18 protein-coding genes are annotated in these 21,701 nt (G+C 68.8%); 10 read left to right on the forward strand and 8 right to left on the reverse strand.

Annotated elements, in window-relative coordinates; all coding sequences use genetic code 11:
• Nucleotides 1-4 precede the first annotated feature (4 nt).
• The 4 genes from JOD67_RS06830 to JOD67_RS06845 all read right to left on the reverse strand — a co-directional run bounded on the left by JOD67_RS06830 (nt 5) and on the right by JOD67_RS06845 (nt 6,486).
• Nucleotides 5-3,247 carry a S8 family serine peptidase gene (locus tag JOD67_RS06830; protein WP_205116321.1) on the reverse strand — a complete coding sequence of 1,081 codons (3,243 nt, stop codon included), beginning with the start codon at nt 3,245-3,247 and terminating at the stop codon, nt 5-7.
• 88 nt (nt 3,248-3,335) lie between these two features.
• Entirely contained in the window at nt 3,336-4,931 is a 1,596-nt protein-coding gene (locus JOD67_RS06835; RefSeq protein WP_205116322.1) for an ABC transporter permease, read from the reverse strand.
• Nucleotides 4,928-5,836 carry an ABC transporter ATP-binding protein gene (locus JOD67_RS06840; protein WP_205116323.1) on the reverse strand — a complete coding sequence of 303 codons (909 nt, stop codon included), beginning with the start codon at nt 5,834-5,836 and terminating at the stop codon, nt 4,928-4,930. The genes JOD67_RS06835 and JOD67_RS06840 overlap by 4 nt, the downstream gene beginning before the upstream one ends.
• A complete protein-coding gene (locus tag JOD67_RS06845; protein WP_307782300.1) occupies nt 5,833-6,486 on the reverse strand; it encodes a TetR/AcrR family transcriptional regulator in 654 nt (217 codons plus the stop codon). Before JOD67_RS06845 ends, JOD67_RS06840 begins: the two co-directional genes overlap by 4 nt.
• A gap of 1,196 nt (nt 6,487-7,682) precedes the next feature.
• Between JOD67_RS06845 and JOD67_RS06850 the strand changes: the two genes are divergently transcribed.
• The 4 genes from JOD67_RS06850 (at nt 7,683) to phoU (ending at nt 11,440) form a co-directional block, all read left to right on the forward strand.
• Entirely contained in the window at nt 7,683-8,069 is a 387-nt protein-coding gene (locus tag JOD67_RS06850; protein WP_205116326.1) for a BON domain-containing protein, read from the forward strand.
• Entirely contained in the window at nt 8,066-9,034 is a 969-nt protein-coding gene (locus JOD67_RS06855; RefSeq protein ID WP_205116328.1) for a TIGR03885 family FMN-dependent LLM class oxidoreductase, read from the forward strand. Before JOD67_RS06850 ends, JOD67_RS06855 begins: the two co-directional genes overlap by 4 nt.
• The gene (locus JOD67_RS06860) at nt 9,031-10,698 is read left to right on the forward strand and encodes an alpha-amylase family protein (RefSeq protein ID WP_205116330.1); all 1,668 of its coding nucleotides are present in this window, start codon (nt 9,031-9,033) and stop codon (nt 10,696-10,698) included. The genes JOD67_RS06855 and JOD67_RS06860 overlap by 4 nt, the downstream gene beginning before the upstream one ends.
• Nucleotides 10,699-10,783: 85 nt before the next feature.
• Nucleotides 10,784-11,440, forward strand: a complete 657-nt coding sequence (gene phoU, locus JOD67_RS06865; protein WP_205116331.1) for a phosphate signaling complex protein PhoU — start codon at nt 10,784-10,786, stop codon at nt 11,438-11,440.
• 54 nt (nt 11,441-11,494) lie between these two features.
• Here phoU and JOD67_RS06870 read toward each other — a convergent pair whose 3' ends face one another.
• Nucleotides 11,495-13,306 carry a 3-keto-alpha-glucoside-1,2-lyase-like domain-containing protein gene (locus tag JOD67_RS06870; protein WP_205116332.1) on the reverse strand — a complete coding sequence of 604 codons (1,812 nt, stop codon included), beginning with the start codon at nt 13,304-13,306 and terminating at the stop codon, nt 11,495-11,497.
• Between the two features lie 138 nt (nt 13,307-13,444).
• Between JOD67_RS06870 and JOD67_RS06875 the strand changes: the two genes are divergently transcribed.
• Both JOD67_RS06875 and JOD67_RS06880 read left to right on the forward strand, forming a co-directional pair.
• Nucleotides 13,445-14,182 (forward strand): DUF5995 family protein, encoded by a 738-nt coding sequence (locus JOD67_RS06875; protein WP_205116333.1) that lies wholly within the window; start codon nt 13,445-13,447, stop codon nt 14,180-14,182.
• Nucleotides 14,183-14,195: 13 nt separating this feature from the next.
• Nucleotides 14,196-14,693, forward strand: coding sequence for a cupin domain-containing protein (locus JOD67_RS06880; RefSeq protein WP_205116334.1), 498 nt, complete (start codon nt 14,196-14,198; stop codon nt 14,691-14,693).
• An 11-nt stretch (nt 14,694-14,704) separates the two neighbouring features.
• Here the strand turns inward: JOD67_RS06880 and JOD67_RS06885 are convergent, their stop codons facing one another.
• On the reverse strand, nt 14,705-15,937 hold the full coding sequence (locus JOD67_RS06885; protein WP_205122894.1) for an NAD(P)-binding domain-containing protein: 1,233 nt from the start codon (nt 15,935-15,937) through the stop codon (nt 14,705-14,707).
• Nucleotides 15,934-16,482: an OsmC family protein gene (locus JOD67_RS06890; protein WP_239553752.1), complete on the reverse strand. Its 549-nt coding sequence runs from the start codon at nt 16,480-16,482 to the stop codon at nt 15,934-15,936. The genes JOD67_RS06885 and JOD67_RS06890 overlap by 4 nt, the downstream gene beginning before the upstream one ends.
• Before the next feature lie 84 nt (nt 16,483-16,566).
• Between JOD67_RS06890 and metX the strand changes: the two genes are divergently transcribed.
• The 3 genes from metX to JOD67_RS06905 are packed head-to-tail and all read left to right on the forward strand — an operon-like array spanning nt 16,567 to nt 19,570.
• On the forward strand, nt 16,567-17,775 hold the full coding sequence (gene metX, locus JOD67_RS06895) for a homoserine O-acetyltransferase MetX (protein ID WP_205116335.1): 1,209 nt from the start codon (nt 16,567-16,569) through the stop codon (nt 17,773-17,775).
• Entirely contained in the window at nt 17,772-19,085 is a 1,314-nt protein-coding gene (locus tag JOD67_RS06900) for an O-acetylhomoserine aminocarboxypropyltransferase/cysteine synthase family protein (protein WP_205116337.1), read from the forward strand. Before metX ends, JOD67_RS06900 begins: the two co-directional genes overlap by 4 nt.
• Nucleotides 19,082-19,570: a CoA-binding protein gene (locus JOD67_RS06905; protein ID WP_205116339.1), complete on the forward strand. Its 489-nt coding sequence runs from the start codon at nt 19,082-19,084 to the stop codon at nt 19,568-19,570. Before JOD67_RS06900 ends, JOD67_RS06905 begins: the two co-directional genes overlap by 4 nt.
• On the opposite strand, the gene JOD67_RS06910 is transcribed toward JOD67_RS06905, so the two are convergent.
• Complete coding sequence (locus tag JOD67_RS06910) at nt 19,542-20,183, reverse strand: TetR/AcrR family transcriptional regulator (protein WP_205116341.1); 642 nt, start codon at nt 20,181-20,183, stop codon at nt 19,542-19,544. The genes JOD67_RS06905 and JOD67_RS06910 overlap by 29 nt on opposite strands.
• 94 nt (nt 20,184-20,277) lie before the next feature.
• On the opposite strand from JOD67_RS06910, the gene JOD67_RS06915 reads away from it, so the two are divergent.
• Nucleotides 20,278-21,687: an FAD-dependent monooxygenase gene (locus JOD67_RS06915; protein ID WP_307782730.1), complete on the forward strand. Its 1,410-nt coding sequence runs from the start codon at nt 20,278-20,280 to the stop codon at nt 21,685-21,687.
• Nucleotides 21,688-21,701: the final 14 nt, after the last annotated feature.

Consider the following 21,701-nt stretch of genomic DNA (forward strand, 5'->3'; position numbering starts at 1 on the left):
CTGCTCAGCGCCTCAGCTCGTACGAGCGGATCACCGTCTGCTCGACCTTCGTCCCGTCGGCCGCCTCGGCCACGGCGCGCAGCGAGACAAAGTGTGCGTTGGCCGGCGGCTTCGGCACGGTCGTCCAGTACACGTCGCCCGACGGTGCCAGCTGGAGCGTCGTCCAGGTCGTGCCGTCGTCGAACGAGGCCCGCAGCGCGACCCGCTGGACCTTCGGCTTCGTCCCGTCGGCGTTCTCCACCGTGACGCGGAGCGGGAACGCACGATCCGCCGGTGCGCGGTTGAGCAGGTCGAACGCGCCCGCCGTTCGCACGGACAGGGCCGATGGCCGCTCGAACTCCTCGAACGGGCCCTTGAACGTCCACGCGGCGTCCACCCGCGTCGCGAGCGTCGACCAGTCCACAGCGCGCGTGGCGCTCGTCGTGAGCTGGTACGTAGCGGCCTCGTCCGGGTCGACCGCGTCGAAGGTCCCGCCGCCCGGCTCGTCGTTGGAACCGATCACGACGCCGTTCTTGCGCAGCGTGTTCTGCGCGGTGACGCCGTCGTTGACCTGCAAGCCAGTAAGGGATCCCGTCGCCGACGAGGAGAACTCACCCACGCCCGCCCACAGCCGCTCGTACGCGTAGCTCGGCCGGAACGCGGGACCGAGCGCGCCCTTGCCCCAGTACTTGTCGTACTTGGTGCCCGGGCGGTACGAGCTGCCGGCGACTGAGTCGTAGTCGTACTCGTACGTCTGGTCCGTGCTGAGCTCGCTCTGCCAGCCGAGCTCCGGACGCGCCGAGTACAGGTCGGTCCGATCGCCCGGCACGTTAACGTCGAACCCCAGCGGAACCGGGAACGAGTCGCCAGCGACCATGACCTTCAGGTGCCCGACGCCGCCCGTGTCGACGCCCTCGGCGTGCAGGCGCGTGCGCACCGTCGCGAGCTGGCTGTCGCGGACGACCAACATGGGCTCGGGAATCCGCCCAGCGAGGGTCTCGTGCAGCAGGTAGCCCCGGGTGGCGGAGGCGAGCGTTCCGGTGAAGCCGTACGTATATGGGTAGCTCGTCACCGGCGGTGTCGGCACCGCGAAGAGCACGCCCGTGACGTTGCCGTCGTCGCCACCGCGAACCCGCGAGAGCAGCGACCCGTTGTCGAGCCAGATCGCGTACTGTCCCTGGGGCTTGGCGGAAGCGGCGTCCACCTTGGCGCCGGCCTTCTTGCCCTTGCGAGCGTCGAGGACGACGACGGTGTTCTTCGTCAGCTTCAACTCCGGCTGGGCGACGATCGTGTAGCTGGACAGCGCCGGATCGGCGTTCTCGGTGTGGATCGGGGCGGACAGGTCGTACGTTCCCTTGGGCATCCGCACCGTGACCGGCTTGCCGTTCAGGCTGGCCGGCCGCACCTCACTGGCGCCTGGCCTGGTGAGCCACACCTGCGTGACGGCCGCCTTGCCGGTCCGGTCGATCGCCCTGAGCGTGAGATCGTACGACTCGACCTCCTTGTTCACCCCGAGCGGCGTGCGCGCGACGAGCGTGCTGCCCGCACGAGCGGTGATCCACGCGCCGAACAGGCCGTCGGCCGACTTCACCTTCGTGTCGGCGGTGACCGTGACGCCGACCGTCTTGCCGCCGGGAACGGTGACCTTCGCGGGGCTGACCTTGAACATGCCGGCCGGTGCGTTCCCGGTGACGGACAGGTCGAGCGTCACTGGCCGCAGCTTGGTGTTGCGGTACGTGAGCCGCTTGCTGCTCGGCTGGTCGTCGGTATGCGGCCACCTGGCCAGGCCGAAGCCGAGTCCGGCGGGCTCGGTCAGCACGGTCTGCCTGATCGCCTTCGTCAGGTCGACGCGGCCGGCGCCCTGCTGGAAGACGCCGAGCTTCGCGTTCGGCAGTGCGGACGCCATCAGTGCCGCGCGCAGCTGCGGCGCGCGCCAGTCCGGGTGCTGCTGCGCGAGGATCGCGGCGGCACCGGCGACGTGCGGAGCGGCCATCGACGTCCCCGACTGCTGGACGTACCGTACGGCCGGGTCGCCGCCGCTCTCGGAGGCCTTGGCGGCGACGATCGCCTGTCCTGGTGCGGAAATCTCCGGCTTGAGCGCGTGATCGCCGAGGCGCGGGCCGACGTTGGAGAACGTGCTCAGCGCGTCTTGCTTGGTGACGCTCGCGACCGCGAGAGCGCTGTCCGCGGCGGCCGGTGAGGAGACGCGCTCGTCGGCGAAGCAGTTCGGGTCGGCCGGGTGGTTGCCGGCCGCGACGACGAACAGCGTGCCGTACTTCTTGGTCATCGCGTTCACCGCTTGCGACTTCGGGTCCTTCCCGTCGGTCGCGCAGCTGCCGAGGCTCAGGTTGACGACGCGCGCGCCCTTGGCGGCGGCCCACTCCATGCCGGCGATGATGTTCGAGTCGTACCCGTAGCCGCCGTCGTCGAGGACCTTGCCCACCAGCAGCTTGGCGTCCGGTGCGACGCCCTTGTACTTGCCCTTCGAGGCGTCGCCTCTGCCGGTGACGATCGAGGACACGTGGGTGCCATGGCCGAAGTAGTCGATGGTGCTGCCGGACTCGGAGAAGTCCTTCGCCTCGACGATCGCGTCGTCGAGGTCGGGGTGGGTGGCGTCGATGCCGGTGTCGAGAACGGCGACCTTGACGCCCTTGCCGGTGTAGCCGCTCTTCCAGGCCGTGTGCGCGCCGATCTGCGGAACGCTCTGGTCGAGGCTCGCGCGGACGGGGCCGTCCAGCCAGAGCTTGGCGATGCCCGCGCCGCTCTTGAGCTCGTTCCAGAACGTCGTCGCCTTGGCCTTCTCGGCGGCGATCGCGCCGCCTTCGATGCTGGCGAGGTTGCGTACGACGTGGGCGCCGGCGATGGGCTTCTTGGCTGCGGTGTAGGTCGCGATCAGCGGCAGGTCCGCGCGGTGGGCGTCGCCGTACTTGGCCTCGAGCAGGAACGTGACGTCGAACAGCCGCGGATCGAGGCGGCCCGCGGCCAGCAGGGGCATCGCGTCGGAGGGGACGACGGTGTAGCGGCCGTCCTTCGTCCGGGTCTCGGCGAACCCGATGCCCTGCCGGCCCTTGCCCGGGACGAGCTGCGCGGCGCCCCGGACGACCTCGACCCGGTCGCCGGTGACCAGGGTGATCCGCTCACCCTGCTGCTTCGCCGGCGGCGCCGGGGGCGGTGCCGCGGTGGCTCCCGGTCCGGTCAACGTCAACGTGGTGGCGGCGACCGCCAGCGTCAGGGCAGCCCGAAGCACCCCGTATATACCTGCTCGCACCCGAGCACCCTCCCATGTCCCGTGATGGTCTCTACGGGCAGGACGTGGCGAAGGGGCGAAAAGTTGCGGCCAGACACGGCCTAGCTAGCTAGCCGAAGTCGCGGCGGCGGAGGGCTGCGAGCCCACCGGCGGCGAGGAGCGCGGCGAGGACGACCATGCCGAGCTCGGGGGCGACCTGGAACGAGCCGCCCGCGACCGTGTTGGAGACGTAGTGGAACGGTTCGAACGGGCTGCCGGCCCAGTTGTTGTAGAGCGGCCCGACGACCCGGCCGGACAGCACGACGAACACCCACACGGCCCAGCTGATCCCGATCGACAGTCGCGGCAGGAGCCCGTACGCGAGCATGCAGACGGCGCCGACGACCCAGGTGGCGGGGATCAGCCCGAGCATGCCGCCGAGGATTCGGAGAATGTCAGCGGGACTGTGCGTCACGAGCGCGGCGAAGGCTGCTCCGAACACGATGCCGGCGATGGCGAGGAGCGCGGCGGTGCCGAGCCAGGTGACGACGAGATGGCCGAATGCCCAACGGAGACGGGTGATTGTCGTACCCTGCACGGCTTCGGCGCGGCCGCTCGTCTCCTCGCCGCGGAGCCGCTGCACCATCAGCACGGGGTAGAGCGCGATCGCGTACCCGAAGATCAGGACCAGTGACCACATGCCGGCGTTGATGACGTCCGCTGTCGTCCCGGTGGACTCGACGCTGAAGCTCTCCAACAGGGCTTGGACGGATGGGCTCGGGGTGTTCGCGAGCTGGTAGGCCAGCGTGCTCGCGCCGCCGGCGGCGACACCGAACGCGGCGATGCCGAACGCCCACTTCGCGAGCAGCCCGCGGTGCAGGCGCCAGGACAGCCTGACCGGACCGCGGAGGCTGGGTGCTTCGGCCGGGCCTTGGCTCTCGGGGATCAGGCCTTCGCCGAGGTCGCGCCTGTCGAGCAGCCGGTACGCGACGTACGTCAACACCGCGGTGACCACGATCGGCACCGCGAGCACCCACCAGCGGTTGGCGTTGTACGGGTTGACGAGGTGGCTCCAGCCGATCGGCGAGATGTACTTCATCCAGTACTGGCCGCTGGCGTCGCCCGCGTACCTCAGGACGTAGGCGGTGGCGAGAACGAGGAACGCGATTCCCCTTGCCGCGCGGGCGCTTCGCGCGAGCTGTACGGTCACGGCGGCGATGGCGCCGAACACCAAGCCAGCTGCGGCTATCGCGGCGCCGTACGCGACCGAGCCCGCGGGATCCAAGCCGGAGGCGATCACGGTGAGGGTGGTCAATGCCCCACCCAGCAAGGAGATGCCGCCTCCCACGATCAGCGCGGCGGTGAGCGGCGCGTACCTGCCGACCGCGCCGGCACGCAGCAGCTCGATGCGGCCGGTGTCCTCGTCAGCGCGGGTGTGGCGTACGACGGTCAGGATCGCGGCCAGCGCGATGCTGAGGTAGAGCAGGCCGCCGCTGCGCCAGGCCGCCATGTAGTCGGGGTCGGCGATCACGTACGCGCCGCCGAGAGCGCGGAAGAACGAGTTGTGGTTGATCATCTCGACATACGTGTTCAGGAGCTCGGGCGTGCCCATGTTGCGCTTGATGTAGGCGATCATGCTCAGCGCGCCGGTGACGAGAAGCAGCAACCACCACGGGGCGATCGTGCGTTCGCGCCTGAGAGCGAGGCGCATTAGGCGGGCGGTCATCGGTGCGCTCCCACCGGGCTCCGGTCGTAGTGGCGGAGGAACAGCTCCTCGAGTGTCGGGGGCTGGCTGGTGACGCTGCTGACGCCACGTTCGCCGAGGTAGGCCATGGCCGCGGACAGTCCGTCCTTGTCGACGTCGAAGGTGGTGACGCCGTTCTCGGTGCGTACGTTGTGCACGCCTTCGAGGGTTTCGAGACCGGTGGCGGGGCTGGTCAACTCGGCCTTGACGGTCGTCCGGGTGAGGGCGCGGAGGTCGGCCAGCGTGCCGGTGTCGACCGTTCTGCCGTCGCGGACGATCGTGACGCGGTCGCTGAGTGCCTCGACCTCGGACAGGATGTGACTGGAGAGCAGGACGGTCCGGTCGCCGTTGCTCTGCTCTTGTTGGATGACCTCGCGGAAGGTGTTCTCCATCAGGGGATCGAGGCCGGAGGTCGGCTCGTCGAGCAGGAGCAGCTCGGTGTCGGTGGCGAGCGCGGCGATCAGCGCGACCTTCTGCCGGTTGCCCTTGGAGTAGGTGCGGACCTTCTTGCGCGGGTCGAGGTCGAAGCGTTCAATGAGCTCGTTCCGCCTTGTATTGTTGGCCTTTCTGCCGCTGGTGTCCATGAGGAGGTCGATGACCTCGCCGCCGGACAGGCTGGGCCAGAGCGTGACGTCGCCGGGGACGTACGCCAGTCGCTTGTGCAGCTCGGTCGCCTCGCTCCAGGGGTCGCCGCCGAGCAGCTTCACCTCGCCGGCGTCCGCGCGCAGCATGCCGAGCAGGATGCGGATCGTCGTGGTCTTGCCGGCGCCGTTCGGACCGAGGAACGCGTGCACGTCCCCGCGGCGGACGGTGAGGTCGAGGCCGTTCAGTGCCGTCGTTCTGCCGAACGTCTTCGTGAGACCTTTGATGTCGATCGCTTCGGTCATTTCCCGTGTCCTGGTTTCGGGAGGCGCGCCTTGAAGTCGGCGGCCTCGTCTGGGGTGAGGTAGGGATGGGAGTAGAGGTCGAGCAGGACGCGCGCGAGGAGATACTCGCCCTCCTTGCTGAACGGGTCGACGCCGAGCCGCCGCCCGATGTGGGGGTGGAGGAGCGCGATGGAGAGCGACATCGCCGCGGCCACGGTGGCGCGTTCGTTCGCCGAGGTGTCCGGCTCGTCCTCGCGTTGGCGGTCGCCCTCATCCATCCACTGCGCGCTCAGGTCGGCGAGCGTGTCGAAGAACTGGGTGGCCCGTCCCTCGACGAGCGCGCGGACGACGTACTGCCTGAACGGGCCGAACGCGGCTCCCGCGATGCCGACGTAGTTGATGCTCCCCTGGCTGTCGTCGGCCTTGACCTGCTCGTTGATGCGCTCGATCGCCCGGGCGAGGTAGGCGTCACAGGCGTCGCGGAGCGCTTCCTTGGAGCCGAAGTGGTGCCTGACGAGCCCCTGGGAGACCCTCGCCTCCTCGGCAATGCCCCGCATGGTCGCCTTGTCGAACCCGAGCTCCCCGAACTGCCGCATAGCCGCATCCCGAATCCTCGCCTGAGCGGTGAGGTCCTCCGAGTCGACTATCCGATCGTATAGCGGACTATCCACATGGATAGCCTACTACGCACTCGGGCAGTGTGGGGAAGGGTGGTCAGAGGATTGTGGAAACCTTGGGTCGCTATAGCGCCCATAGTTTCCACAATCTTCGGTCGGCGAGCGGCCACGGGATGAGCGCGAAGACTTTTGGTCGCTATAGCGCTCATACTCTTCGGGCTAACGAGAATGGCGACGGCCACCCCTGGCGGTGGCCGGGGTGTGGCCGCGGGAGGTGAGTGCGTGAAGCTGAGCGTCTTTGGATCTCAGCGCTTCTGCTCGAACCGGGTCGCCACGGGGCACGGGTGGGCAGGCGCAGCCTGCCCTTAACGACCTGCGTCGGGCCGCCGAGAGGCTCAATGTCAAGGGTCAGGTCGCGCAGCGACCTGATCTCGCACAAACTCGCCCACCGACCGCGCCAGCCATGCACTGCCGCGAGTTTGGGCGAGACGCGAAGCGCCCTTGACATTGAGGGCGGCCCATAAACTCCCGAGGCGACCCATCAGTAGGCGATCTCGACTCCGCACGCCGACAGCTCCCCGCGCAAGGTGGAGCTGCGCGACTGACAACCGAGTCGAAGACCGACACCCGGCATCGCGCGGAGGTGCCGCGCGGACCCCAGTCGAGCCGAGGCCGCTCACTTCATCGCGCGGGGGTCCTGTGCAGGCCCCAGCCGAGTCGATGACCGACACCTCTCATCGCCGGAGGTACTGGGCGGACCCCAGCCGAGCCGGTGGCCGCACATCTCGCTGCGCGGAGGTGCTGCGCGCTGGCGTGGGCTCGAGAGAGCTCGACTTTGGTCAGCTCTTCACTGTTGCGACAGACACCCCCCGAGAGTTTGGTGCTCTCGGGGACTGTGGCGGCGGTCGATGGTGGTGGCCGGTCCGGGGCGCGTCAAGGGCGCCGTTTGGACGGGCGCTTCGCGCAGATTTGGCAAACGACGTCGCTTCGCGATCGTTGACCCTTGACTCGCCCCGGACCGGCCACCTGTTTTCACGCGCCGCCCCTGCCCCCCGGAACAGGTGTCCGGGGCAGGCCTGCTTGCGGTCCAGGTCTGCTGCCGTGCTCGCGTCGCTTGTGGGGCCTTCCCCCGGTCTCTTGTGGCTCGGATGAAGCCCGGGGGTTCCGTCCCTATCCATGCCTGCGTGTAGTTGAGGGTGCGGCGGGTACGGGCTCTTGGTCCGCCTCAAGTCGAGTCACGAGGAGTGCCCATGCTTGGCCCCGACGACCGCCGGCGTGCGGAGATCGAAGAGACCGAAATGACCGAGAAGGCCGACCCTGCGGCCTCTTTCCACCCTGTCTCGCCGTGGAGCTATCCGGTCGAGCGCTACTACTATCCCTGGGCTCTGGCCGAGTACATCGCCAACCCCGAGCCGAGCGATCACAGTATCAAGTCGACCGTTGTCCAACGCCTGAAGGAGAATCCGCACACCAAGGATGACACGATCAAGGTCGACGTCAAGCAGCGTGTCGTGATCCTCGGTGGTGAAGTCTCGTCCTGGTTGGCCAAACGCGCCGCCGGTGACGATGCCTGGGACACCGCTGGGGTGGTCGACGTCAGCAACCAACTGCATACCCCCGAGCAGCCGCGGCCGTGACTCGTTACGGCTTTCACGCGTCCCACGAACAGCTCCATCCCAGTGACCTCCTCGACGCGGTCGTACGTGCCGAGGAGGCGGGTTTCGCCGCCGCGATGTCGTCCGATCACTTCGCGCCGTGGAGTACGCGGCAGGGGCACTCGGCGTTCGCCTGGTCGTGGTTGGGTGCGGCGTTGCAGGCGACCGGCCTCCCGTTCGGAGTCGTGAACGCACCCGGCCAGCGCTACCACCCGGCGATCATCGCGCAGGCGATCGGCACGCTTGCCGCGATGTATCCGGGCCGGTTCTGGGCGGCGCTCGGCACCGGCGAGGCGTCGAACGAGCACATCACCGGCACCGGTTGGCCGCGCAAAGACCAACGGACACAGCGACTTCGCGAGTGCGTCGACGTCATCCGCGCCCTGCTTGCGGGCGAAGAGGTCAACCACGAGGGGCTGGTGAACGTCGACCGAGCGAGGCTGTGGACCAGACCGGACACCGTGCCCGCTCTCATCGGTGCCGCGGTGTCTCCCGCGACCGCAGCCTGGTGCGCGAGCTGGGCCGACGGCCTCATCACCGTGGGCCACGACCGCGAGCAGCTGCGTCGCGTCGTCGACGCCTACCAGGACGCCGGCGGCGCCGGGAAGGTGTGCCTGCAGGTCCATCTGAGCTACGCCGAAGACGAGGCCGAGGCGGAGACGATCGCGTACGAGCAATGGCGAACGAACGTCTTCGCCCCTCCGCTCTGCTGGGATCTGGAGCTCCCCGAGCTGTTCGACCAGGCCGCCGAACACGTGAGCCTCGAGACTGTACGCAAGGCCGTGCTCGTCTCGTCCGACCTCGGCCGGCACGCCTCCTGGCTGAACGACCTCGCCGGCCTCGGCTTCGACGAGATCTACCTGCACCACGTGGGCCAGCGGCAACCCGAGTTCATCGATGCGTTCGGGGAGAAAGTCCTTCCCCAGTTGGAGATCACCCAGTCATGAGACTCACCCAAACAGCGGACCTTTGGTGGAAGAACGCCGTCCTCTACTGCGTCGACGTCGAGACGTTCTTCGACACCGACGGCGATGGGCGCGGCGACCTGCGAGGGCTCGCGCAACGCATCGACCATCTCGCCGAGCTTGGCGTGACCTGCCTGTGGTTGATGCCGTTCTATCCCACGCCGGATCGCGACGACGGCTACGACATCACCGACTTCTACGGCGTCGACTCGCGCCTCGGCAGCCACGGCGACTTCGTCGAGCTCGTGCGGATCGCGCAGGATCGCGGGCTGCGGGTCATCTCCGACCTCGTCTGCAACCACACGTCCGACCAGCATCCCTGGTTCCAGAGCGCCCGCGCCAGCAAGGACAGCCCGTACCGCGACTGGTACGTCTGGAAGGACGAGCCGCCGCCGGACGCCGAGCAGGGCGTGGTCTTCCCCGATCAGGAGAAGTCGCTCTGGACGTACGACGAAGCCGCCGGCCAGTACTACCTACACCGCTTCTACAAGCATCAGCCCGACCTCAACGTCGCGAATCCCCAGGTACGTGAGGAAATCAGCCGCGTCATCGGCTTCTGGCTCGAGCTCGGACTGTCCGGGTTCCGCGTCGACGCCGTGCCGTTCCTGATCGAGACGATGGGATCGGCGGACGCCGCGGACCTTCCGGATCCGCACGACTACCTGCGCGACCTGCGCAGCTCCGTGTCCCGAAGGCGCGGCGACGCCGCGTTGCTCGGCGAGGTCAACCTGCCGGGCGAGGAGACGCGGAAGTTCTTCGGCGACGAGGACGGCGACGAGCTCACCATGTGCTTCGACTTCGTCGGCATGCAGGCGCTCTACCTTTCCCTTGTCCGCAAGGACATTCGTCCACTCGTCAAGGCCCTCCGGGAGCGGCCGGGCGAGCCGGAGGAGACGCAGTGGGCGACGTTCGTCCGCAACCACGACGAGCTGACGCTCGACAAGCTGAGCGAAGCCGAGCGGCAGGAGGTGTTCGACGCGTTCGGCCCGGATCCGTCGATGCAGCTGTACGGCCGCGGACTGCGCCGCCGGCTGCCGCCGATGTTGAACGGCGACCGCGATCGGATCCGCATGGTCTACAGCCTGCTGTTCTCGCTGCCGGGTACGCCGGTGCTCTTCTACGGCGAGGAGATCGGTATGGGCGAGAACCTCGACGTGGAAGGGCGGATGGCCGTCCGTACGCCGATGCAGTGGACGGCCGGTCCGAGCGGCGGATTTACGACAGGGCAGAAACCCGCCACGCCGCTCGTGGAGGGCGAGTACGGCCCGGAGAACGTCAACGTGGCAGCGCAACGGCGCGATCCGGCGTCGCTGCTGTCCTGGATGACGCTGCTCATCCGCCGGTACCGCGAATGCCCAGAGCTGGCGTGGGGTTCCAGCAGCTTCCTCGACCAGAACGGCCAGCAGGTACTCGTTCAACGCAGCGACTACGAAGGCGGAACGGTGTTCGCACTGCACAACTTCGGCAGCCTGCCGGCCGCGGTCTCGCTCCGACTCGACGACGTTCCCGCCGGGTCGCGCCTGGTGGATCTGCTCAACGACCGGACCGTCGAGGTCGGGACCGAGAAGCACGTGACGGTCGACCTCGGGCGGTACGGATGTCGCTGGCTGCGGGTCGTTCGTCCGGGTGAACGATCACTCACCTGAACGGGTAGATTGATGATCGGCTGGTCCGACAGCGTGGCCAACCGGTTGTCGTCACCAAGGGGCACAGGACAAGGACGGTGCGATGATGGTTGAGCCGACACGGCACGCCTTCCACGATCAGCTCGACCATGTGGGCGAGCGCATCGCGGCAATGGCGAAGCTGGTCGAGGCCGCGGTCGAGCAGGCCACCACCGCGATTCTCGAGGGCGACGTACGCCTCGCCGAGCGGGTCATCACGGCCGACGTCGAGATCGACCGGATGAAGATCCAGCTCGAGGAGCAGATCTTCGAACAGCTCGCCCTCCAACAACCCGTCGCGAGCGACCTGCGATTGCTGGTCGGGACGTTGCGGATGAGCGCGGACCTCGAACGGATGGGCGACCTCGCCGGCCACGTCGCGAAGATCACCCGGCTGCGGTACCCCGAGCACGCGATTCCCGAAGGGCTCAAGAGCACGATCGCCGAGATGGGCTCGATCGCTCAGAAGATGGTGCGGACGACCAGCGAGATCGTGTCGACCCGCGACATTCATGCTGCCGAGAAGCTGATCGGCGAGGACGAGCGGATGGACGACCTGCGCCGCTTGTTGTTCCGCAACATGCTCGGCCCCGACTGGGCCCACGGCGTCGGTGCCGCGGTCGACCTGGCGCTGCTCGGGCGCTACTACGAGCGCATCGCCGACCATGCCGTGTCCATGGCGCACAGCGTGATCTACCTGGTGACGGGCGAGAAGACGAGCTAGCAAGCAATGCCCGCGGCGACCACGTCGACGTGGTCGCCGCGAGCCCGCGCCCTACTAGAGCGGCGTGACCGTGAGGTTCCGCCAGGAGGCCTTGCCGTCGAACGTACGCAGGCCGACCGCGCCCGCTGTCGGGCAGTTCGTGTCGATGTAGCCCTTGGTCGGTGGCGACGGGTTGGGATCGTCCACGCGCTTGGCGGTCGCGGTGATGATGCAGCCGCGTACCTCGACGCGGAGGTGGACCCACGTTCCCACCGGAGAGCCGCCCGCGATCGTGCCCGAGGTCAGCGGGGTCCAGTTGTGGTTCATCCGGCCCAGCTGCGTCGCCCCGTCACCGATGCCGAAGAAGTAGCCACGCAAGGCATCTGCGCCGATGGCCGGATCGCTCACCCGGAACAGCAGACCGGCGTTGCTGGCAGGGCCGGCCGAGTCGCGGCGTACGTCCGCCTCGATCACGTAGTTGCCCCAACCGGTCGATCCCGCGATCGACTTGCTGCCGTTCGCGCCGGACGTCTCCGACAGCACCCCGCTGGAGAGCTGCCACGAGCCGCCGTAGTGCTTCCATCCCTTCTGCTCGTTCGCCGACCAGGGCGCGGTGTACGGGAGCACACCGGCGTTCGCGCTCTTGGTGCGCTCCGACTTCGGCTGGCCGGACACGTACGACGGCGCGGTGTAGCGGACGTCACGACCGTCGACCGAGGGCAGCAGGCTCGGGCTGTAGTTGGACAGGCTGCCCGCGCCGCCGCTCTGGATCTGCAACGGTGCCGGGAACCACGACCACGCGCCGTCCCCGTTGTTGGTGTTGACGAACACCGCCTCGTGGTCCTCCAGCGCGAACGCGTTGTCGTCGCTGTGGCGTACGTGCATCCCGGCCATCATCAGCTGCCCGTTCGGCCCGCCGCCGGGACTCCACGCGACGAACGGGCTGGACCCGAGGTAGCGGCCGTCCGTCGTCTGCACGAACGTGCCCTGGTCAGCCGGCCCGGTGCCCCACGTCGCACCACCGTCGGTCGACTTCTTCAGGTACGCCTCGCACGCCACCCGACCCGAACGGGAGACGCAGATCTCGTATGCCAGCACGTAGCTGCCGTTCGGCAGCTTCGCCACCGTCGGCATCCCCGGCCGCTCGGCCGTGATCGAGGTAGCGACGTCTTTCACCAAGCCTGGCGCGTAGTTGAGGCTGCCGTCTGGTTTCGCCGACCACGTGTCGCCACCGTCGTTCGACACGATGTGCCCGACGAACTGCGAGTGCGTGGCGCGCTGGCGTTCGTCGGCGAAGAACGCGACCAGCTTGCCGTCACCGTTCACCGAGAGGAACGGCTCCCAGATGCCCGGGTCGTCACCGCCGACGTCGGCGTTGCGGGCGTACTGGTAGGTGCTGACGAACGACCACGTGACGCCGTGGTCGGTGCTGCGCCAGAGCTGGAAGTTGGTGGAGTTGTCGCGGCCGATGACGTTCGCGGTGAGCAGCAACGTGCCGGCGGGGTAGGCGCCGACCTGCTGCGGGAGCTCGTAGATGACGGGTTGGTAGATGCTGTGTGACGGGTGGGCGGAACCCGTTCCGCCGTCGGCGACCTGGGCGAGCGTCGTCCAGGTCTGTCCGTCGTCGAGGCTTTGGCGGACCGGGACCTTGGCTTCGGCGTTGACGTTGACGCCGTACTCGAACGTGGCGAGCAGCCGGCCGTTCGCCGCACCGGAGTGGGCCAGCCGGATCACCCGCGCGTACGTGACATTGTCCACCCCAGGAGTCACCTGGTACAGGACGTCTCCGACGGTGTTGGCGTTCGCCACTCCGGGGGACCAGCCGAGCGTCGCCACGAGCACGAGCGCGAGCAGGACGCCGAGGCGACGGCCGAGGAAGGAGCTCATCGAACCTCCACATTTCGAAATATGAGAAATGACTACGAGATACGACGAGAACAGCATGCGCCAGGACCGCTGGCGCCGCGCTGGCGGGAAGGCGACGTTCACCGCCGGGCACGGCGGATTTCGGCCAAGCTTGCGTCCGTGCCTGGATTCGAGTCGATCGACGCCCTCGTCGCCCGGATGGAGGAGCAGCTGAAGCCGCTCGAGCGCGACGGCGATCCGCGTCAGTACTTCCATGGCACGTACCTGCGCACGACGAAGGCGGTCGGGGCCGAGGTCGCCGTCGGTGGGTTCCGCGACAACCCCTGGGTCGAACGGTGGGATCTCGCGTTCGCGCAGCTCTACCTGGACGCGCTCGAGGCGCCCCGCCCGCCGCGGCCGTGGGCGGTCGCGTTCGACGCCGCGCCCGACCTGCCGCCGCTGCGGCACGTGCTCCTGGGCATGAACGCGCACATCAACTACGACCTGCCGCAAGCCCTGCTCGCCGTGATCGACGACGCCGAGTTCGACGACGCCGCGCTGCTGGAACGTCGGGAGGCAGACCACCGGCACATCGACCTGGTCCTCGCCGACCGGGTCGAGGGCGAGACGCGCGAACGGATCGCCGCCGGCGCTCACCTCAGCCTGCTCGATCGTGTCCTGCTCCCGTGGAACAAGCTCGGCACGAAGCGGTTCTTGGCGGAGTCGCGGCACAAGGTCTGGTCCAACACGACAGTCCTCGCCCAAGCGCGCCGCGCCGGTCCGTCGGACTATCGTGCGCGACTGGAGGAGCTCGAGGGTCTGGTTGCCCACCGCGTCACGGAGCTGACGCGGCCCGGCCAGGTGATCCTGCAGCTCGCGGTCCAGGGTTTCGGAGTGCAGCTCAAGTCCACGAGGTGAAGGAGAATCGCGCATGTCCGTTCCACCGCACGCCAAGGTGATCGGTCCGGAAGACGGCAGGACGCTCAAGCTGTTCGGCGTCCGGTTCCACTACAAGATCGAGACGGCCGACGCCGGAGGCAACCTCGCGTTGATGGAGGTCGAGATTCCTCCACACACGTTGGTGAAACCGCACAACCACACGCGCGAGGACGAGTACTCGCTGATCATGTCGGGCACCGTCGGCGTGCGCGTCGGCGACGACGTACGGGAGGCGCCCGCCGGCTCGTACCTCGTGAAGCCGCGCGGCATCCCGCACGCGATGTGGAACGCGGGCTCCGAACCAGCGAAGGTGATGGAGATACTTTCGCCCGGTGGCATGGAGAAGTACTTCGAGGAGCTCGCGCCGATCCTCGCCCACGAAGGCGGTGCCGGCCCGGCGCAGTACTACGAGCTCGCCGCGAGCTACGGCCTCACCATCCAGGACGACTGGATCGAGGAGCTCGAGACCACGTACGGCGTCAAGTTGTAGTTGTCGGCGCCTCAGCCGGCCAGGTGCAGGGCGAGGTGGCCGATCACGTGGCGGGCGTCGTCCTCGATGCCGTGGATGAAGGTGGACTTGCGCCGCCGCAGGACGGGGAGCCCCAGCGCATAGAGGCCGGGTAGCTCGAGCACGCCGCCGGCGTGGCGGAGGTGGCCCTTGGAGTCGACGACGGGAACGTCGAGCCAGCTGTAGTCCGGCCGGAATCCCGTCGCCCACACGATGGTGCGGATCTCGCCGCCGCGCAGGTCGAGCTGCAGCTGGGTCTTGTCGGGCACCCGAGTCGGCGCGAAGCGCTCGGGATCGCCCACGTCGGTCACGCCGGCGGTGAGTGCCCATTCGTCGAACGTGCCGAGCAGGCGCGCCATCTTGAGGTCGGCCAGCGAGAACACGTTCCGCAAGCCGCCCGAGAACAACGCGGTGCCGTCGCGCAGCATCGCCCACCGGCCGACGAGCCGGACGCCCAGGTCGGCGAGCGCGTTGAGGTCGAGCGTCGACCGTTCCGGCGTACCGACCAGCTGCGGCGAGGGCAGCCGGCGAGCCCGCACCAGGTCGTCGACCTCGTCGTAGCGCTGGTCCCAGACCCCGGACGCATCCATCCACCACAGCACGTCGCGGCCGCGGTAGAGCCGGGGCAGCCGGACGTGCTCGCCGACCGACAGGGTCACGGGCCGGCCCGACCGGGCGATCTCGGCGGCCAGCTGGACGCCGGTCGCCGACGCGCCCACCACGAGCACGCCACCCTCAGCGAGCTTCGAGGGCGAGCGATAGTCGAACGGCGTCAGCTGCTCGACCGACGAAGGCACCGCCTCATGCAGGGCCGGCACCGATGGCCGGTTGCAGGCGCCGCTCGCGATCACGACCGTCCGGGCGCGGAGCTCCCCACGGTCGGTCACCACCCGATACCCGTCGTCGACCCTGGCCAGGGACGTCACGTTCGTCCCGGTCCGGACCGGTGCGCGCACAGCCGACGCGAACCGTTCGACGAAGTCGACCACGTCGCCCGACGTCAGGTAGCCGTCCGGGTCGGGACCGTCATAGCCGAAGCCCAGAAGACGGCACTGCCAGTTGGGCGTGAGCAAGCGCAACGAGTCCCAGCGTTCGCGTCGCCACGAGTTGGCCACCTCGCCGCGTTCGAGCACGACGTGGTCGAGCGAGGCCTCGCTGAGGAAGTGGCTGGCGGCGAGGCCGGCATGGCCGGCCCCGATGACGACGGTGGTGACGTGCTCGATCAGGCGACCTCGACCGTGACGTCCGTGGGGTTCGTCAGGGCGTCGAACACCGCGGAGCGCTTCTGCGACTGGGCGACGATGGCCTCGATGTCCTCCTTCGACGCGTCGGCGTCGATGTGGAATGTGACCTTGACGTCGTTGAAGCCGTTGCGTACGTCGGTGTCGGCGCCGAGGATGCCGCGGACGTCGTGGTGACCCTCGACCGTCGACTCGACCGAACGCAGCTGGATGCCTCGGTTCTGCGCGACGGAGGCGACGCCGGCCGTGAGGCAGCTGGCCAGGCCCACGAGCAGGTACTCGATCGGGGTGATGCCGTTGTCGGTGGCGGCGAACGTCTCGGGGTGGTCGGCGTCGAACGTGCGCGCCTCCTTGTGCTGCTGGTCCTCGCCGAGCCCGAAGTACTGCTGGACCGTGGTCGTGCTGTGCACGCCGTGCTGCCACTTCGACGTGGCCTTCCAGGTGAACTTGGCGGCCTCGGGCGCCCCCTTGAGCACCTCGCGCGCGTCGAGCAGCGCCTGGACGTTGACCCCGTTGACGACCGTCGTCATGTCGGTAATGCCCCTCTCGCGTAATTCCTATTGATAACGTGGGAATTTGAGTTTACACAGCTGGGAGCGGCTACGCTCACGTTTGTGTCAACGTCAGGCTCGACGATCGCGGCCGGCTCGGCCGGGACGGTCGAGACGAGGTTTCTGGACCTGCCGGCTCCGGTGCCGCTCGACTGTGGACGTTCGCTGCATCCGGTCCGGGTGGCGTACGAGACGTACGGAACGCTCTCGCCCGCGCGCGACAACGTGATCCTGGTCTGTCACGCGCTCAGCGGCGACGCGCACGCCGCCGGATACTCCGCGGCACCGTCCGCCGAGGCGAGCACGCGGGACGGGTTCGGCGCGGACGACCGCGACGGCTCGGCGGGCAAGGCGCTCGGCTGGTGGGACGGGATGATCGGGCCGGGCAAGGCGTTCGACACCGACCGCTTCTTCGTCGTCTCCACCAACCTGCTCGGCGGCTGCCGCGGGACGACCGGGCCGTCGTCGGTCGACCAGGCGACCGGCAAGCCGTACGGAACGGACTTTCCGGTGATCACGGTCGCCGACATGGTCCGGGTCGAGCGGGCGTTCCTGGACGAGCTCGGCATCGCCCGGTTGGCAGCGGTCGCCGGTGGGTCGCTGGGCGGCATGCAGGCGCTGGAGTGGGCGGTCTCGTACCCCGACCAGGTCGACGCCGCCGTCGTCATCGCGAGCACGCACGCCCTGGGGCCGCAGGGCGTGGCGTGGAACGCGATCGCCCGCGACGCGATCATGCGCGACCCGGCCTGGCAGGGCGGCCACTACTACGGCACCGGCTCCGCGCCGTCCGACGGGATGGGCATCGCGCGGATGGTCGGCCACATCACCTACCTGTCCGCCCCGGCGTTGGACGACAAGTTCGGCCGGCGGCTGCAGTTCGCCGACGACATCCGCTACACGTTGACCGAGCCGGAGTACGAGGTCGAGAGCTACCTGCGCTACCAGGCCGCCTCGTTCGTCAAGCGGTTCGACGCGAACACCTATCTCTACACGTCGCGCGCGCTGACCTACTTCGACCTCGCGCGCTCGTACGGCTCGGGCTCTTTGGAGCGTGCGCTGGACCGCGTGGCCGCGCGGGCGTTGCTGATCGCGTTCAGCTCCGACTGGCTTTACCCGCCGTCGGCGTCGACGGAGATCGCGGATGCCCTGCGTACGTTGGGCAAACCGGTCGAGCTCCAGGTGATCGACGCGCCGTACGGGCATGACTGCTTCCTGCTCGAGGAAGCCCGGCAGACCCCGATCATCCGTCGTTTCCTGGAGGAGCCTTCGTGAGCGACCGCGTCGAACAGGACCGCGCGTTCGGATTCGAGACTCGGCAGCTGCATGCCGGGCAACGCCCCGACCCGAACACCGGTGCGCGAGCGGTGCCGATCTTCCAGACGACCAGCTACGTCTTCGAGGACCCCGAGTCGGCGGCCGCGTACTTCAACCTGCAGGAGTACGGCAACACGTACTCGCGGATCATGAACCCGACCGTCGCGGTCTTCGAGGAACGGGTGGCGAACCTCGAGGGTGGCGCCGGCGGGGTCGCGTTCGCCAGTGGGATCGCCGCGCAGGCCGCAGCTCTGTTCACCCTGCTGCAGCCCGGCGACCACGTGGTCTCGTCGTCGGCGTTGTACGGCGGAACGGTCAACCAGTTCAAGCACCTGCTGCGCAAGATGAACGTCGAGCTGTCGTGGGTCGATCCGGACTCTCCCGACGCGTGGCGGGGGGCCGTGCGGGAGAACACCAAGGCGTTCTTCGGCGAGACGATCGGCAACCCCGGCGGGAACGTGCTGGACATCGAGACCCTGGCGTCGATCGCGCACAAGCACCAGCTGCCGTTGATCGTCGACAACACGTTCGCGACGCCGTACCTCTGCCGGCCGATCGAGTGGGGCGCGGACATCGTGGTCCACTCGGCGACGAAGTTCATCGGTGGGCACGGGACGAGCATCGGCGGCGTGGTGGTCGAGGCCGGAACTTTCGACTGGTCGAACGGGCGCTTTCCGGTCGTCGCCGATCCCTCGCCGGCCTACCACGGGCTGCAGTTCCACGAAACTTTCGGAACGTACGGCTACCTGATGAAGCTGCGAGCCGAAACGTTGCGGGATCTCGGCGGGGCGTTGTCGCCGTTCAACGCGTTCCTGTTCCTGCAGGGGTTGGAGACGTTGTCGCTGCGGATGCAACGGCACGTGGAGAACGCCGGCGCGGTCGCCGCGTTCCTCGAGTCGCACGAGCTGGCGTCGAACGTGACGTACGCCGGCCTGCCCGGCAGCTCGTACCGGCCGCTGGTGGAGAAGTACCTGCCCGGCGGCGCCGGCGCGGTCTTCTCGTTCGACTGCGCCGGTGGCCGCCAGGGTGGGCAGGACCTCATCCGCGGCGTCTCGCTCTGGTCGCATCTGGCGAACGTGGGCGACGCGAAGAGCCTGATCATCCATCCGGCGAGTACGACGCACCGCCAGCTCAGCGACGCCGAGCTCGCGGCGGCCGGCGTGGGGCCGGGGACGGTGCGGCTGTCGGTCGGGACCGAGTCGGTGGACGACCTGCTCTGGGATCTGTCGCAGGGGTTTGCCTTTGTGGAGAAGGGTTTGACGACGTGACCGAGCTCGATCTCGCGCGCTACCAGGACCCGTTGGTGATCCAGCGCGTCCTCCACACGGCGAAGACGATCGCGATCGTGGGGCTGTCGGACAACGAGCTGCGGGCGAGCAACTTCGTCGGGTATTACCTCAAGCGGCACGACTACAACGTGATCCCGGTGAACCCGCGCGCGACCTCGATCCTCGGCGCGACGTCGTACCCCACCCTGGCCGACGTCCCCGAGCCCGTGGACGTCGTCAACGTCTTCCGCGCGCCGGCCGCGCTGCCGGGGATCGCGGCGGAGGCCGTCGCGATCGGCGCCAGCGCGCTGTGGTGCCAGTTCGGCGTGATCAACGCCGAGGGCGCGAAGGTCGCGGAGGACGGCGGCCTGACCGTCGTCATGGACCGCTGCCTGAAGGTCGAACACGCCCGCTTCGTCGGCCGCATGCACTGGCTGGGCTTCAACACCCAGCGCATCACCTCGGTACGGTCCGGCCTGCAGTAACGACGCAGAGCGCTCGCTCGGCGAGGTCGCTGAGGGTGCTCGCCGTCTTGGCCACCGACAGGCCGCGGCTGGTGTGCAGGAGGTCGAACGCGTCGAAGCTGGTCAGGACGAACAGCTGGTCGACGGCCTCGCGCTGCGTCACCTCCGCACGGAGACATCCCTGCTCCTGCAGGCGTTTCGCGAGGTAGCGCATGCCGCCGAGGCGGCCGTCCTCGAGTCGCTGAACGGCGCCGGCGAACGCTTCGGGGTCGAGGTGGGCGCCGGAGTAGAGGGCGCGCAGAACGTCGCGCTCGGCCGCGTACGCCTTGCTGCCCGCGCGGAACGAGCCGCGCAGATGCTCGCGCGCGTCCGGGTCGTGCACCGCATCGCTGATCGCGCGGAAGCCCGAACGTTCGAACACGTACACCGCGAGCGCGTCGAACAGTCCCGCGCGCGACTCGAACACCAGGTAGATCGTCGACCGCGCCACCCCGGCGTCGCGCGCGACCTGGTCGACGCTGACGGCCGCGGCGGGCGCGGCGCGGAGGCGTTCGTACATCGCCTCGAGCACGCGCTGCCGGGTCTCCTCGGCGGTGGCGGCGCGGGTTCGCTGCTCGTACTTGCGCGGACTCATGGACCGCGATCCTAGATTCCGGTTGACAGCATGTCCAGTCAAAGACACACTGTCTCGTGAAAGACAAGCTGTCCGATGAAATCTGGAAGAGGAACTGATGAGAAGCAAGGTGCTCGTCTGCGGCGCCGGCCCCGCGGGTCTGGTCGCCGCGATCACGCTGGCGCACGCCGGCGTCGACGTGCTGCTGGTCGAGCGGAGGCCGGACACGTTGACGTTGCCGCGGGCGACCGCGATCAGTACGCGGACGATGGAGATCCTGCGCTCGTGGGGCCTGGAGCCCGCGGTGCGCGCGGTCGCGATGGACCTGAAGGAGCGCGGCTGGATCACGTTCGCGCTCACGTCGAACGAAGGCATGGAGTTACAGGAGGGCTTCCCGACGGCCGCCGAGGCCGCCGAGGTGAGCCCGACGAGGCCTGCGCTCGCGCCGCAGGACGACTTGGAGCGCGTGCTGGTCGAGCACCTGCGCTCGCTGCCGTCCGCGCGTGTCGAGTACGGCGTCGAGCTGGTCGGCCTGGCGCAGGACGACGACGGCGTGACGGTGGAGCTGCGTGGCGCGGCGCCGCGTTCGGTGCGCGTCGACTACGTGATCGGTGCGGACGGTGTCGCGAGCACGGTGCGTTCGCAGCTCGGCATCGTGCTGGAGGGCGTGGACGACCTCGTGACGCACGCGGCGACGCAGTTCCGCGCGCCGCTGTGGGACGTCGTGGGGGAGCGGCGGTACGGGATCTACGTGATCATCAACCCGGAGGCGGACGGCGTCGTCGTTCCGTCCGGGCAGGGTGATCGGTGGGTGTACGGGCAGGAGATCCCGTCGGGCTCGCCGACGCCTCCGGCGGAGGAGACCATCCGGCGGATCCGGATCGCTTCGGGCGTGCCCGATCTCGAGGTGCGGGTCGAGCGGACCGGCCAGTTCACGTTCGCCGCCATGGTCGCCGACCGCTACCGGGTCGGCCGTGGCTTCGTCATCGGCGACGCCGCGCACCGGATCACCCCGCGCGGCGGTACGGGCATGAACACCGCGATCCACGACGGCTACGACCTCGGCTGGAAGCTGGCCTGGGTCCTGTCCGGCTGGGCCGCGCCGGCGCTGCTCGACAGCTACGAGGCCGAGCGCCGCCCGATCGGCGCGCGCAACGCCGAGCGTTCCGCGCGGCCCGACGGCTCGCGGCGGGAGCTGGCCGAGTCGCTCGCGGACGACCTCGGCGGACGGCTCGCGCACGCCTGGGTCGACGGCGTCTCGACGCTGGACCTGCTCGGGCCCGGGCTCACGGTCCTCGCCGGCTCCGCGGGTTCGCGCTGGGTCGACGCCGCGGTGACTCTCCCCGTGCCCGTAACGACCCATGTCGTGAACGGAGCGGCCGAGGTAGCGCTCGGCATCGAGCCCGGCGGTGCGGTGCTGGTCCGCCCGGATGGGCAGGTGATGGCGAAGTTCTCGGCAGACGTGCCCGATCCGGCCACCGCCCTCGCCTTGACGAGCTTCGAGTCGGCTTCCTACGTTGGCTAGTACAACGTTATAGA

Source organism: Tenggerimyces flavus (assembly GCF_016907715.1).
GTDB classification, from domain to species: Bacteria; Actinomycetota; Actinomycetes; order Propionibacteriales; family Actinopolymorphaceae; genus Tenggerimyces; species Tenggerimyces flavus.

Coding starts and splice junctions, on each gene's coding strand:
- JOD67_RS06880 (WP_205116334.1), top strand. CDS start 14,196: ATGTCCGTTCCACCGCACGCCAAGGTGATCGGTCCGGAAGACGGCAGG.
- JOD67_RS06835 (WP_205116322.1), bottom strand. CDS start 4,931: ATGACCGCCCGCCTAATGCGCCTCGCTCTCAGGCGCGAACGCACGATC.
- JOD67_RS06870 (WP_205116332.1), bottom strand. CDS start 13,306: ATGAGCTCCTTCCTCGGCCGTCGCCTCGGCGTCCTGCTCGCGCTCGTG.
- phoU (WP_205116331.1), top strand. CDS start 10,784: ATGGTTGAGCCGACACGGCACGCCTTCCACGATCAGCTCGACCATGTG.
- JOD67_RS06850 (WP_205116326.1), top strand. CDS start 7,683: ATGCTTGGCCCCGACGACCGCCGGCGTGCGGAGATCGAAGAGACCGAA.
- JOD67_RS06860 (WP_205116330.1), top strand. CDS start 9,031: ATGAGACTCACCCAAACAGCGGACCTTTGGTGGAAGAACGCCGTCCTC.
- JOD67_RS06910 (WP_205116341.1), bottom strand. CDS start 20,183: ATGAGTCCGCGCAAGTACGAGCAGCGAACCCGCGCCGCCACCGCCGAG.
- JOD67_RS06890 (WP_239553752.1), bottom strand. CDS start 16,482: ATGACGACGGTCGTCAACGGGGTCAACGTCCAGGCGCTGCTCGACGCG.
- JOD67_RS06840 (WP_205116323.1), bottom strand. CDS start 5,836: ATGACCGAAGCGATCGACATCAAAGGTCTCACGAAGACGTTCGGCAGA.